The organism is Gardnerella sp. c17Ua_118 (assembly GCF_055804255.1).
The window spans coordinates 1,054,914-1,068,648 of sequence record NZ_JANUYT010000001.1; the positions used below are offsets into that span (position 1 = coordinate 1,054,914).

Below are 13,735 nucleotides of genomic sequence, written 5' to 3' on the forward strand. Positions count from 1 at the left end.
TAATTTAATAAAATACAAAAGGATATATTCATGACGTTCCCACCTTCAACACAATGGCCAGTTTATTCGGGGCAGCTCGGATTCTCGCTTAACGAAAGATCGACCACATTTACGCTTTGGGCGCCAACAGCATCGAGCGTAACACTGCGACTTTTTGAAACAGGAAACAACAGCGAACCTTTTAAAACACGTGATTTGAAGCCATTGCGCGACGGAGCATGGAGAACGTCAATCTTGCAAAGACTAGATGGCGTTTACTACGACTTTCTTGTGACTTTTGCAGATGGAAAAGTGAATCGCACAAGCGACCCTTGGGGTGTTGCTAGCGGCGTAAATGGCGAGCGCAGCCTTGTTATTGACGAAGATCGCGTGGCTCCTGCAGGGTGGCACAAAGACAAATCGCCAGAATTTGTGCGCCATGCAACTGTTGTGTGGGAGATGCACGTTGAAGACTTTAGCAGCAATGCAAATGGCGGATTTAAGCCAGAACACCGCGGTCAGTATCTTGCTTTTACAGATTCGCATACAACTTTAGATTCAGATAGCAACTTCCCTACTGGAATCGACTATCTTAAAAAACTTGGCGTAACTCACGTTCAACTAATGCCAATCTACGATTTTGCGACTGTGGATGAGGTTGCGATTTCGTCTGCACGCAAAGATGGAAAAAGTGTTGATTCGCTTTACAATTGGGGCTACGATCCTCACGCGTACAACGTGCCAGAAGGCGCGTATTCCAGCAACCCATATGACGGAACGGCAAGAATCCGCGAGTGCAAGGCAATGATTGGCGCTTTGCACAAGAATGGCATGCGCGTAGTGATGGATGTTGTTTATAACCACATGTTTGAAGCAGCATCGAACGCGTTTGAAAGCGTTGCTCCTGGCTACTTCTGCAGACGTAAAGAAGATGGCGGATTTGCAAACGGATCGGGCTGCGGCAACGAAATGGCTTCCAACCACCCAATGTTTAGGCGTTTTATGATTGAGTCTATTTTGCATTGGGCGCGCTGCTACCATGTGGATGGTTTTAGGTTTGACCTTATGGGCTTAACGGATGCGCAAACTTTGAATATGATTCGTGCCGAACTAGATAAGCTTGATGGCGGCAAAGATATTCTTATGTATGGCGAGCCGTGGGGTGCGGATGCTGCAGCTGTTGGCGATGACTGCCCTATGGGAGATAAAGCTGGGCGCGACTTCCTTGATTCTAGAATCGGCTGGTTTAGTGATGAGTCTCGTGACACGATTAAGGGCAATGTTATGGATCATCGAGACCGCGGCTATGTAAATAGCAACGAGTTCTGGACGGCAGATCCTGTGCGCAATGCGTTTAATGGCTGGCGTGGTATGCCTTGTGCTGGTAAGAGTGTTGGCCAGATTGTGCAGTATGTTTCTGCTCACGACGATTTGACTTTGTGGGATAAGCTGTGCATTTCTATGCGCGACAATGCGTCTAACTGCGATTTTGACGCAAGCGATCCAAACAGCGTTGCAGACATCTTCAGCGCTAACATTCTTAGCGCTGGCATAATTTTGTGCTCCGCTGGAATGCCATTTATGCTTGGCGGCGAAGAGTTTGGCCGCACTAAGCATGGTTGCGATAACTCCTATAATCGCGGAGTTGCTATGAACCAGCTTGATTGGTCTAGAGCTAAGCGATTCCAACCGCTTGTAGACTGGTATAGCGCGCTTATAAAACTTCGCGCTAAGAATGCGGAGTTTTACGATGCTCAGCACACTCGTCTTAATGCATCCGATAATTCTGTTCTTGCGGAGCAAATTGAAAGCGACTTGATTGTGTGCGCTAATCCTATGAAAGATGCGTCTGCAACGGTTGATTTGCCTGAGCCTTGCGCAAGCCGCAAAAAATGGCGCTGTGTGCTGGACTCCAGCGAGTACTTTGATAGATGGATTGGCAGCGCTTCCGGCAGCCGCGCATCAATGCTTTGCGACGATAATGGCGATCCGCGCGCGGTTCATATTCCGCCGCGTACATTCGTTGTGTTAAGCAACAAGCGCGCTTGATTGCTCGAGTTTTTTTAGCGCTCGAATCGCATTTTATCCCGATTTTGTTCCCTTATTCTTGTGATTTGGAAACAAAGTCGGGATTATTTTTGGGTTTATAGTTAAATACTAATATTTTCAAATACTTAGCCGAATATTTGGTCGAATACTAATATTTCAAGGCAAAACCTTGTAATTTCCTTAATTGTTCCTTATAACTTGCCAAAATGTGCGAATTATTCCTGCTGTTCTGCTAGAATCATTTTTAGACTTTATACCCCCCTTGCGTATATTCGCGATGGTGGAGAGGAGAAAGTTCAGTAACAAGACAGAGACGCTATTAAAGCACACATTGCATGGCAGCGCTTTGATCTTACAACTTGATAATTAAACAAATATCCCCACCCCCAAACCTAAATGATTTGAAGAATGAGGTAAATATGAACGCTAAGATTGCAGCCGCTATCTCTTTGGGAGCAAGCTCTTTGGCTCTTATTGGAAGCATAAGCATTGCAAACGCAGCAAACGCTGCCACGACTACAACCGATACGTCCAATCATCCAGCAGCACGTGTTGAAAGCATATCCGACACTGGTTTTAATGCTGTTAGCAATGTTGTAACTATAGATCCGCAAAGCTCTACACCACAAACCGTTAACTCGCCTGTTGCTGGTAATGAATCTGGAAAGACTCAGGCAGATCAAACTCAAAACGCTGCTGCTGGCCAACCACAGCAAGATCAGACTCAAGGCAATCCTGGTGCTGTTGCTGACGCTGCAAGTCAAGCAGGCGGTAGCCAGACAAGCTCCGACCCTAGCGCAAGCGCACAAGGCAAAACTAGCGAAAAGAAAGAAGATCAGGGCTCCGAAGGCAGCACTGTTGCACAAGATAACGGCAAGGATTCTAAAACACCGCCTGCAGAGGTGCAAGAGAAGTTTGCTACAGCAAACCAATCTATGCTTGAAGCCCAAAAAATATACAATTCAGCAAACGAAGAAGTAAAAAAGGCTCAAGAAGAAGCTGATGAAGCTATTCAGAGCGTAAATAGCGCAATAGAAAAGAAAACACAAGCTGTAGCTGGAATCGAAAAAGCAAAAAAAGATATAACTGCTAGAACTCAAGAGCTTAAAGACGCTCAAGGTGAAAATAGAAAAACTATTGAAGAAAATTTGCAAAATTCAAGGCAGGATTTAGAAAGAACAGCTAAAGACGCTTCAAATGCTATGAGCCAGATTGAAGCAGCTGCTAAAAAAGTAAAAGATGCTCAGAAAAAAATTCAAGATGCAGAATCCAAGGTTGACGATGCAACAGGTAAAATCTCAGAAATGAGTAATACTGTTAGGAATATTCTTACAGATCTTAGAAGTAAGTATCCAGATAATTTTGGCCAATACGGAGCCTCAGAAGTTCCATTCACAATAATACAAAGGGGACTCACTAAATATCTGCAAGACTTAGGTACTGCCACTATCAATCTTAACAACCGCAAAGAATCGCTTGCTGCAGCTGCTAAGAAAGCAGAGGAAGCACTTAGCTCTAGTCTCCCATCTGCCGACGAGCCTGATGCAAAGCAGCCACAAGAGCAAGTTCCACCAAAGCAGGAACAGCAGGCTGCTCCAGCTCCTGCACCATCAGAGCCAGAGCAGCAAGAGCAGAATCAAGCTCCAGCGCCGAACGCTCCACAAGGGAATCAGCAGACTCCACAGGCTAATCCACAAAATCCTGCAGAGCCAGAGAAACAAACTACTCCTACTCCTCCAGTGCCTCCAGCGGCTTCAAATCCACAGGATCAGAAGCCAGAAAACGGTGCAAAGCCAGAAAACAAAGCGCAAGATAGCGATAGCTCTGCTCAAGGAGACTTTGCAGGAAGCACCGCTAAGCAAAATGGCGGCAATTTGAATGTTGTTCCAGGCGCAGGCTCTATGGAAGCAGCTCCTTCTGCTCCAGAACCAAAAGAGCCAGCTCCATCTGTTCCAGAGGCAAAGGAATCGGCGCCTGCTCCTGTTGAGCCACAGTCTGCACCTAAGCACAGTGCTGCTCCAGCAAATCAAACGGAGCCTGCGCATACCGCAAAAGCTGCAGAAGAACTCGTAGAAAACGCTACTGCTATGTCGCAAGCAACCGCACAGACTCCTGCACGCACGCATCGTGCTGCAGCTCCTGCAGCCCCTGCATCTGCTGCTACTGCCGCTACTCCTGCAGCAAGCTCCGCAAACGCAACAAAGAGCGAAGAGTCCAAGAACACATCTACCGATTCCGCAAAAGATGAAAGCCAGAAGGAATCCGAAGACTCCAAGAACGAAGACTCCAAGAGCGAAGACGCAAAGAGCAGCGATAAGAGCGCTCAGGCATCTGGCGCAAACAACGGTGAGCACGCCGCAGGCAACAACACAACGCTAATCGCAGCTGTTGCTGGCAGCATCACTGCTGGAATCGCAGCAATCGGCGCTGGTTGGCACTTTATGCGAATCCGTCGCAAGTAAGTAGCAACTAGCAGCAAACATGCGCGAATAATCGCAAATAACAAAACCGCAGTTAGCATTTAGCTTTCTGCGGTTTTTGTTAAATACCACAAAAATCGCCAATATTGCAAACGATATCAATACTTAATATAATGGTTAGCTAGAGCGTGCCTCAATCCAGCGATGTGTTGAGAACCGCACCCTTTAGCATCGTTTGCAATCAATTCGATGCTCGTACATGTGCCACGATTAACAAAGGAGCATCATGAGCACAACAAACAATGGCACAACTAATGGCAAAACAAAGGCTGCCACGACTGTGCCCGTAGAAGAAAGCGCAGAAAGGCTTGCTCGTCCACTAGTTAAACTTGCAAAAGCATGCGGAGTCGCAACTTTCTACATAGACCAACTAGGTGACTATACGGAAATTACGGACGAAGCGCTTGTAGGCGTTCTAGACGCGCTGGGCTACCCTGCAACCACAAGCGAAAACATTGAAAACTCACTAAAACGCGTTCAAGAAAAGCACGATAGCGAGCTGCTGCCGCCAACCGTGGTATGCTTTATTGGCGCAAAAACGATTGTTCCTATTCATGCTGAAGAAGTCACAAGCAGCCCAGAAAAAATACATATAACACTTACGCTAGAAGATGGGTCGGAATACGAAGAGCCTCTTAACAACTTTGAAACAAGCGAAGAAGACGGATTAACTCTTGAACTTCCGCAAGACTTGCCAATGGGATACCACACTCTTCTTGCAAAAGTAGAAGATAAAAATGGCAAAACTGTTGCGCACGCGCAATCAACTTTGATTTGCGCACCAGCAAAAATACCACTTCCGCAAAGCGTTCAAGAACGGCATCGTTGGGGATACATGACTCAGCTTTATTCCGTTCGCTCAAAGGAATCTTGGGGCGTTGGCGATTATGGCGATTTGCGCAGACTGCTTAAAGACGCTGGCAGCATTGGCAAAGCCGACTTTATGCTTATAAACCCAATTCATGCGTGCGCACCAGTAGCACCTTTGGAGCCTTCTCCTTACTTGCCAGAATCGCGCAGGTTCTTAAACGTTACATACATTCGTCCGCAAGATATTCCAGAGTACGCGCAGCTTAGCGATAGCCAGCGCAAAGAGGTGGAGATTTTGCACGAGGGCGTGGAAGCGCTTAATAATAATCCAAATCCAATGGACATTAACGCCGCGTGGAACGCAAAACTTCCAGCCTTAAAGATTATTTTTAAGCAGCCTAGAAGCGCCGAACGCGAGCAGGATTTCGCAGACTTTAAGGCGCGCTCTGGAGAAGATTTAGACGCTTTTGCTACTTGGTGTGTAGCTTTTGAAGTTTGGGGTGCTCCTTGGGGAGATAATCTTTGGTTTGATACAACTGGCAAAGGCACGCCTCAGATCGACGTGCTTAGACGCGAGCACGCTGATTTGCTTGAGTTCCACCGCTGGTTGCAATGGATTGCAGACGAGCAAGTTGCCGCCGCTCACGCAGAAGCTAAGGCCGCAGGAATGGCGATTGGACTTATGCAAGACATGGCTGTTGGCGTACACGGATACGGCGCAGACGTGTGGTGGAGCCCAGAGCGCTTTGCTAATGGCGTTAGCGTTGGCGCGCCTCCAGACTTCTACAACCAGCAGGGTCAGGATTGGGGTCAGCCGCCATTTGACCCTAATTACTTAGACGAAACTGGCTACATCGCATACCGAGACATGGTTCACAACGTGTTCTTGCATGCTGGCGCAGTTCGCATTGACCATGTGCTTGGTCTTTTCCGCTTGTGGTGGATTCCGCGCGGCCAAGGCGCAAAGAACGGCGCTTACGTTTACTACAATGTGGACGCAATGCTTGCAGTTCTTAGTATTGAGGCCACTCGCGCAGGCGGATTAGTGATCGGCGAAGACCTTGGCACTGTTCCAGCGTACGTTTCCAAGGTGCTTGCTTCGCACGGCATTCTTGGAACTGTTGTTGAATGGTTTACGCACAATGACGAAGCCGAAAAAGCCGCTAAAAAGGCTGGAAAGAAGGAAATCATATTTGCAAATCCTTCTACATACCGCGAATACGCTTTGGCATCTGTTACTACTCACGACATGCCTCCTACAGCAGGCTATCTTGCGTTTGAGCATGTTAAGATTCGCGAAGAGCTGCACTTGCTTACCGATTCCGTAGAAAGCTTCCAAAAGGCTGCTAGCGCAGAGCGAGACGCCATGATGAAGATGCTTTTGGATGGCGGATGGATTAGCAAGGAAGCTGCCGAACACGTTGAAGACCATGTGCAAGAGATCGTAGAGGCCATGCACGCGATTATGCGCACTTCCCCATCTTTGCTTTTGCAAGTGGCGCTTGTTGATGCAGTTGGAGAGAAGCGTTCGCAAAATCAGCCTGGAACCAGTACTGAGTATCCAAATTGGCGTATTCCTCTTGCAGATAAAGATGGAAACGTTGTTCATACAGGCGACGTTTTTAAGTCTCAACGCGTACTCAATATAGCCGCCATTATGCGAGGCGAAAAAATTAGCTAACAAGCACAAATAACTGTAAAATTACCACCAAAAAATGTAAAAAGAAAGGTTAAAAATACTTGCAAACACTTGAATCAAGAGTATAATAAATATTGATTGTTACTCATGTAGTAACTTCTTTCTCTCTCGCATAGCGCGTAGGTCGCCTGTAGACACGGCTTACGCGCTATGTTTTTGATGTCCTAAGTGAGGCGAGCATCTATGGCGATGTTCGCCTCACTGCGTATTAGCCGCAACGTACTTAGCAAACACGCGCTCCAAAAGCGGCGTGTGGAGCATAATTAAAGACCCCCACCCAAGCAAAAGCAACAGCGGTAATCCTTGCAAAAAATACCTTAGCGAAAGGTACAAAAGCGCAAAGAATACGCAATCAAGCAAAAACATTATAAGCGTTGTGCTAGCGTAGCTAACGCCAAAAATCAGCGAATTAATAAGAGTTCTGCCAATCGAGTTTTCAAAGCGCGCTTGCAATGCAAACACCCACTGCGCAACCAGGATCCACAATATGCTAATCGCAAACTTTATTATTAAAAGCGGAGTAAGTTGCAAAAAAATCCAAGACCATATAATTACAACTAAAAGTGGCCCTAAAATAGCCCAAATAATAGTTGCCTTAACAAAATTATTCTTAAACGACTTAAAGTAGATTGCTGTTGTATGCGCCTCGCCACGCTCAATACGTCTAGCTGTCTCGTGAGCGGCCGTAATAGACGCTCCAACCGTTACAAGCGGAATGCTGGTAATAATCATTAGAACAGTAAGCCAGACCGCATCTGCAAACGATTCCATTCCTTGAGCGAACTTAGAATCAGGGCTTCCAAAAGAGATCATTACAACTACTCCCGCCTAATTAAGCAAACTTAAACAAATCTAAAATAACAATACACTATAAGATACGCTTAAACACAAAGATACGCTTAAACACAAAGATACGCTTAAACACAAATGATGGTGGCTGCAAACACTTGCAACCACCATCATGCATGCTGAGATTCGAAGGAGAAAAAACCTCAGCCCTTTACTGCACCTGCCATAACACCTTTAATTATGTACTTCTGGCAGATTAGGTAGAAGACTATTATTGGAACAATTGCCATAACCAGGCAGCCCATCATTGCACCCATTTCAACAGAGCCATAGCCGCCCTTCAAATATTGAACTGCAATAGAAACCGTCTTGTACTTGTTCAAATCCAAAGTGAGGTAAGGAAGAAGGAAGTCGTTCCAAATCCACATTGTTTGCAATATAGAAACGGATATAATTGCAGGCCTCATAATCGGCACAATAATCTGGAAGAATATGCGTGGCACAGAAGCGCCATCAATCATTGCAGACTCTTCCAACTCTTGAGGAATGCCCTTTACAACGCCTGTGAAAATAAACACAGCCAAACCTGCGCCGAATCCAAGGTAGATAATCCACAAGCCCCAAGGGGTGTTCAATCCAAGCTTTGTAGTGATGTTGGAAAGCGTGAACATAACCATTTGGAATGGCACAATCATGTTGAACAAGAACAACACGTAAAGAAGCTTTGCAGCCCAATTGTTAACTCGCACAATCCACCAAGCACACATAGAAGTGCAAAGCAGAATCAAAGCCACAGCGCCAATCGTTACAACAATTGTCCACCAGAAGCTCATCAACAAATTCGTGCGGTTAATGCCAAGAACGTAGTTATCAAAACCAATAAACGACTTTGGAGTAAGCGAAAATGGCTCGCTAGCAATATACACCTTTGACTTAAAGGAGTTCATAAACACTAACGCGATTGGGAAAATCCACAGCAAACTCACTACAGCAAAAAGCGTGGTCCAAAGCGCAGGATGCTTAGTCTTCTCGTTCATGCTGCCACCTCCTTAGAAGTTGTCAACCTGTTCTGAATCAAAGCAATTACAGCCACAATGATGAAGAATATGACTGCCTTTGCCTGACCGACGCCTTCACCATTGAGTCTTCCATAGAATGTGTTGAAGATGTTTAATGCAAGCATCTCCGACTTTCTAGAAGGAGCACCATTAGTCAACGCCATGTTCTGATCGAATAGCTTGAATCCGTTTGTAACCGTTAAGAACGTGCAAACCGTAATAGACGGCATCATAAGCGGGATTGTAATCTTAAACAGCGTCTGCGTTGGGCTTGCACCATCAACGGCAGCTGCCTCAATAACGTCTCCTGGAAGCGCTTGTAAGCCAGCAATGTAAATAATCATCATGTAGCCGATTTGCTGCCAGCATATCAAAAGAACCATGCCCCAGAATCCGTACGTTGCAGAATACGTAATAGCACGGCCAAAGTAGCCCAAGATGCCATTAAGCACTACCTGCCAAACGTAGCCCAGAACAATGCCACCAATCAAATTCGGCATAAAGAATACCGTACGGAATAGGTTGGAGCCTTTAAACTTTTTTGTAAGCATGTAAGCGATTGCGAATGCAATAACATTAATAACAATTGTTGTTACAACCGTAAAAGCTGTTGTAAATACTAGCGAATGAAGGAAGTGTGGGTCGCGCAAAGCCTTGCGATAATTGCGGATTCCAACAAACTTTCCGTCAGTAACAGTATGGAACTTAGTAAAGCTAAGATACACGCCCATTACAAATGGCACTAAGAAGCCAATTACAAATGCAGCAAACGTTGGCAGCGCGAATAGCGCCCACCATTTGCGTATTGCTTTTCCACTCATATTAATCATGATTCGTCACTTTCTCCTCCTTGAGTACGCGCCTGTGCGAGCGGCCGCGCTCGAACCAATACTTTTATCTTACTACATGCAACCACAATGTCAAACGTTGTCATTTTTTGCATGTCGCCACTTAAGAAGGCAAAAATCAAATGTGAAAAAAATACCGATTTTTGGCGATTTTGCGGTAAAACCTGCTATTATTGTTCGTATTGCAAACGTTTGTGTAATGAGCGCAAATAAGCACGTGAAAATTCTCATATGCAACACTGCTCATATACTAGCGTTGCATATGTTTTAACAATATTAATGAAGATATTGAGTAAACATTTTGCTGCGCGAATAAAGGAGTTCAAATGCCAGCTAATATTCAAGACGTGGCCGATCAGGCGCATGTATCTGTATCTACTGTTTCTAGATCTTTTACACGCCCAAACTTGGTTTCCGCAGCAACGCGCAACAAAGTATTAGCTATTGCAGAAAAACTAAACTTTTCAATATCTAGATCCGCAGCAGCACTAAAATCTGGCAGAACACTAAGAGTTGCACTGCTTCTTAGCGACAGCATTCGACTATGGTTTAGCGCATCGATTATACAAGGCCTAAATCAAGTTCTTCACCCCGCAGGCTACGACCTTTCAATCTTCCAAATATCTAGTAGCCAAGAGCGCGCAGAGTTCTTTAGCATGCTGCCAACTCGCCGAAACGCAGACGCTGTAATCGTTTGCTCCTTCGACGTAAACAAATCGGAAGTAGCTTCCTTAAAGGCCACTGGCGTGCCAGTCTTAGGTATAAACTGCTTGAATCCTATGGATTGCGATTTTGACGCAACGATTAACATAGACGACGATCAAGGCGCGCGACTTATGGCACGCCATCTTATTGGGCTAGGCCACAAAAACATTGCCTACATTCGCACAAACCGCGATATCTCACTGCATTTTAGCGTTTTGCAGCGCTACCACTCTTTTATTGACGAATGCAAAATCAACGGCATTACGCCTACAGAAATCGTTGCCCCCGAAGGATTAGACAGAATAAGCTCAATTGTCTCTTCGCTTTTAAGCAACGTAAATGTTCCTACGGCGATTGCTTGCCAAGAAGACGGCATAGCAATTCCGCTTATGTTCCAGCTTTCTAGAAGCGGATACAGCACACCTGGAGACGTTTCGATTATTGGTTTTGACGATAGTTTTTACGCTAGAGAAACAGGGCTTACGACTATTCGCCAAGACCCTGCAGAAATGGCAGTAGACGCAGCCAAAATAACTTTGTCTCTGATTAATGGCGATTATTTAAGCGAAGAATGCAAATATATTACCATTCCAGCACAGCTTATAGTTAGATCAAGCACAAGTCAACTTGAAAACAATTAAGACAATTATTAGACTAAGGTCATTCTTCCAATAAAGCTATATCTAACTCGATCCATACCTAACTCAAGCTATATCTCACTCAAGCCACACCTAACTCAAGACGCATCTCACTAAAGCCACAACTTACTAAAGATAATTCTTAAAATAAAAAGAGCCTCAAACCATTAGGCTTGAAGCTCTTTTACTTGTCACTAATGCACTGTGCTAATGCAATTACAAAAATGACATATATTAAATTATGAATTTAATAATCCAGTTTTAACCCAATTCTTAGGATTAATCGGATTAGTCCTGATCTTCGTGAGCTTGAGCAACTTCCTTAGCCCAATTGTCAACGAAGGCGCTCTTAACCTTATCCCACTTGCCAGTGCCCTGAGCATACTCAAGCAAAGCAGAGCCAAGATCGTTCTTCCAGTTGTCAGATGGCATCATAGTGAAGTTCCAGCTTACAGGAGTCTTGCCAGACTGAGCGTCTTCAACAGCAGCAGCAGTCAAAGGATTCTCAGACTTCATATCTGCAAAGCTCTTGAACGGAGTGGTGAAGCCCATCTTCTTAGACATAGCTTCCTTGCCGTAATCAGAGGTAAGAACCCACTTCAAGAAGTCCTTGGTTGCCTTCTTGTTAGCATCCGAAGTCTTCTCGTTAATGCACCAGTAGTTCTCGGAGCCAGTAGCCAAGCCTTGCTTCTCTTCGCCCTTAGCACCAATGTAGATTGGGAGCATGCCAAGATCTTCGGCCTTCATGCCAGCCTTCTGCAAGTCGGTCCAAGCCCAAGTACCATTCTGATAGAACACAGCCTTACCAAGCGAGAACTCGGAGTTTGCATCCTCGCCAGTCTTAGAGCTGAGCTGAGTTGCAGGAGTTGTGGAATCAGTAATGTAAAGATCGAAGATCTTCTTGTAGCCATCAAGGAACGTGCCCTTAATCTTTGCTGGCTGCTTGGTAACCTTGTCTGCCTTAAACTCGTAGTACAGAGGAATGTTTGCAAGGTGAGTCTTAAAGCGCCAATCAGAGCTGGAATCGAAGCCAGCAGAAGTGAATGCACCATCAACACCAAGCTCACCCTTACGAGCCTGAATATCGTCCGCAACAGCCTTGAGCTTATCGAAGGAATTAATCTCTTCAGCAGACTTTACCTTAGCATCCTTAAGCTCCGTGTACTTCTTTAACAAAGCCTTGTTGTAAATCAAGCCGTAAGTTTCCATTGCGTATGGAACGCCAACAACCTTGTCTCCATCCTTAAGAGCAATATCCTTGTTTTGAAGCTGCTTGTAAAGCTCGGTATCCTTAAGATCTGCAGTGTAATCCTTCCAGCTTGCGTAGCCAACAGGACCATTCACCTGGAACAGTGTAGGCGCTTCGTTGCCCTTGCTGATTTCGCTCTTAAGGGACTGCTCGTAAGTGCCAGAAGCAGCGTTCTGAACCTTTACAGGAATGCCAGTCTTCTTGGTGTATTCCTTAGCAACTTCCTTCCACTGATCAGCAGATTCTGGCTTAAAGTTAAGGAAGTAAACCTTGCCCTTATCGGAAGAATCCGAAGAGCTAGAACCGCATGCAGCGAGCGCACCGAATGCCATTGCGGAGCAAGCTACAAGCGCAATTGTTGACTTAATTGTACGATTCATCATCGAACCTTTCTCCTATGCCGTCGGCCCAACTTTTGGCCGCCGCACCCCTAGGTGCCCTTTCGACATTTTTTATTATGCCTCAAATGCAAAAATATTGCAAACGATAGCAGCGTTGATATGGTGGCGTGTCGTATATCTAAAGCAAGCAAAAATCAGCAATTCCAGCGAACGATTACACGATCGCCCTTATAAGTTCCAAGAGCGCTGTAATGCGCGGTGTCTAGTCGAAGTAAGCGCGCGTAAGAAGCATCAACACCAAGCCATCTGGTTGCTAAAATCCTAAGAATGTGCGCGTGAGCTACAATAATCACATCCTTGCCGCTTTTAAGTTTTGGTAAAACAGAGTCGATTATTTTTTGAGTACGATTAGAAACTTCTTGTAAAGATTCGCCATTAGTACGCACGACTTTTACTGTTTCGCCACTTGGAAGAACCTCTTGGCAAGAATCCGACATAAAATCTGGAAGAGCTTTAGGGCCATCCTTCCAAACGTCCCACGACTCAACACCGCTTAGCGCGGACACATCTTTTCGAGTGCGCCCCTCTGCGCAGCCGTAATCCCACTCAGCAGCGTATTCTAGCGGCGTGCAATGCGTAAATCCTGCTAACTGAGCTGTAAGACGCGCACGAATAAGCGGGCTTACAAATTGGCAATCCTCGCTAAAACCGTTTGGAAAAGCTTGACGAATCCTGGCGCCTGCGCTTATAGCTTGATTGCGTCCAACTTGTGTTAGTGGAATATCGGTTCTACCCGTATGCTGGCCAGATTCGCTCCAAGCAGTTTGGCCGTGACGCAAAAGCACTAGTCGCCCTTCGGGCGCTCCCGAACATGTTGCTGGAACATCTTGAATCGCGTATGAATCCGTTGTATCTGTTGTATCCGTTGTGCACAAATCGCCATTAACTTTAATGTCAATATTGTTCAAACCGTTCAGCATACCCAACGCCGCCTTAGCACCACCATTTTTAGCTTGCGCTTGGTGCATTAACGCAAGCATTTATCAAGCGGCTTCGCTGCCAACTTGCTCACTCGTACATTTATAACACT

At 45.6% G+C, this 13,735-nt stretch carries 9 protein-coding genes; 4 read left to right on the top strand and 5 right to left on the bottom strand.

All coding sequences use genetic code 11. From position 1 onward, the window contains the following. The first annotated feature begins 30 nt into the window (after nt 1-30). From pulA to malQ, 3 genes are all read left to right on the top strand, one after another. On the top strand, nt 31-2,028 hold the full coding sequence (pulA, locus tag NYP69_RS04140; RefSeq protein WP_415688321.1) for a type I pullulanase: 1,998 nt from the start codon (nt 31-33) through the stop codon (nt 2,026-2,028). A 419-nt stretch (nt 2,029-2,447) separates the two neighbouring features. Then, on the top strand, nt 2,448-4,490 hold the full coding sequence (locus NYP69_RS04145; RefSeq protein ID WP_473410639.1) for a zinc ribbon domain-containing protein: 2,043 nt from the start codon (nt 2,448-2,450) through the stop codon (nt 4,488-4,490). A 244-nt stretch (nt 4,491-4,734) separates the two neighbouring features. Next, a complete protein-coding gene (gene malQ / locus NYP69_RS04150) occupies nt 4,735-6,999 on the top strand; it encodes a 4-alpha-glucanotransferase (protein WP_473412963.1) in 2,265 nt (754 codons plus the stop codon). Between the two features lie 216 nt (nt 7,000-7,215). On the opposite strand, the gene NYP69_RS04155 is transcribed toward malQ, so the two are convergent. The 3 genes from NYP69_RS04155 to NYP69_RS04165 all read right to left on the bottom strand — a co-directional run bounded on the left by NYP69_RS04155 (nt 7,216) and on the right by NYP69_RS04165 (nt 9,694). Continuing rightward, the gene (locus NYP69_RS04155; RefSeq protein ID WP_004131361.1) at nt 7,216-7,830 is read right to left on the bottom strand and encodes a DUF624 domain-containing protein; all 615 of its coding nucleotides are present in this window, start codon (nt 7,828-7,830) and stop codon (nt 7,216-7,218) included. 179 nt (nt 7,831-8,009) lie between these two features. Then, entirely contained in the window at nt 8,010-8,843 is an 834-nt protein-coding gene (locus NYP69_RS04160) for a carbohydrate ABC transporter permease (protein ID WP_004131359.1), read from the bottom strand. Then, nucleotides 8,840-9,694, bottom strand: a complete 855-nt coding sequence (locus tag NYP69_RS04165; protein WP_473412964.1) for a carbohydrate ABC transporter permease — start codon at nt 9,692-9,694, stop codon at nt 8,840-8,842. The genes NYP69_RS04160 and NYP69_RS04165 overlap by 4 nt, the downstream gene beginning before the upstream one ends. Nucleotides 9,695-10,038: 344 nt before the next feature. On the opposite strand from NYP69_RS04165, the gene NYP69_RS04170 reads away from it, so the two are divergent. Beyond that, complete coding sequence (locus tag NYP69_RS04170) at nt 10,039-11,058, top strand: LacI family DNA-binding transcriptional regulator (protein ID WP_016805907.1); 1,020 nt, start codon at nt 10,039-10,041, stop codon at nt 11,056-11,058. Nucleotides 11,059-11,343: 285 nt separating this feature from the next. On the opposite strand, the gene NYP69_RS04175 is transcribed toward NYP69_RS04170, so the two are convergent. Both NYP69_RS04175 and NYP69_RS04180 read right to left on the bottom strand, forming a co-directional pair. Next, nucleotides 11,344-12,687 (bottom strand): ABC transporter substrate-binding protein, encoded by a 1,344-nt coding sequence (locus NYP69_RS04175; protein ID WP_004131351.1) that lies wholly within the window; start codon nt 12,685-12,687, stop codon nt 11,344-11,346. Between the two features lie 152 nt (nt 12,688-12,839). Continuing rightward, entirely contained in the window at nt 12,840-13,625 is a 786-nt protein-coding gene (locus NYP69_RS04180) for a histidine phosphatase family protein (protein ID WP_116689849.1), read from the bottom strand. Nucleotides 13,626-13,735 lie beyond the last annotated feature (110 nt).

Excerpts from the sequence above, each read along its gene's own strand:
- pulA (WP_415688321.1), top strand. The coding sequence starts at position 31 with ATGACGTTCCCACCTTCAACACAATGGCCAGTTTATTCGGGGCAGCTC.
- NYP69_RS04145 (WP_473410639.1), top strand. The coding sequence starts at position 2,448 with ATGAACGCTAAGATTGCAGCCGCTATCTCTTTGGGAGCAAGCTCTTTG.
- malQ (WP_473412963.1), top strand. The coding sequence starts at position 4,735 with ATGAGCACAACAAACAATGGCACAACTAATGGCAAAACAAAGGCTGCC.
- NYP69_RS04155 (WP_004131361.1), bottom strand. The coding sequence starts at position 7,830 with ATGATCTCTTTTGGAAGCCCTGATTCTAAGTTCGCTCAAGGAATGGAA.
- NYP69_RS04160 (WP_004131359.1), bottom strand. The coding sequence starts at position 8,843 with ATGAACGAGAAGACTAAGCATCCTGCGCTTTGGACCACGCTTTTTGCT.
- NYP69_RS04165 (WP_473412964.1), bottom strand. The coding sequence starts at position 9,694 with ATGATTAATATGAGTGGAAAAGCAATACGCAAATGGTGGGCGCTATTC.
- NYP69_RS04170 (WP_016805907.1), top strand. The coding sequence starts at position 10,039 with ATGCCAGCTAATATTCAAGACGTGGCCGATCAGGCGCATGTATCTGTA.
- NYP69_RS04175 (WP_004131351.1), bottom strand. The coding sequence starts at position 12,687 with ATGATGAATCGTACAATTAAGTCAACAATTGCGCTTGTAGCTTGCTCC.
- NYP69_RS04180 (WP_116689849.1), bottom strand. The coding sequence starts at position 13,625 with ATGCTGAACGGTTTGAACAATATTGACATTAAAGTTAATGGCGATTTG.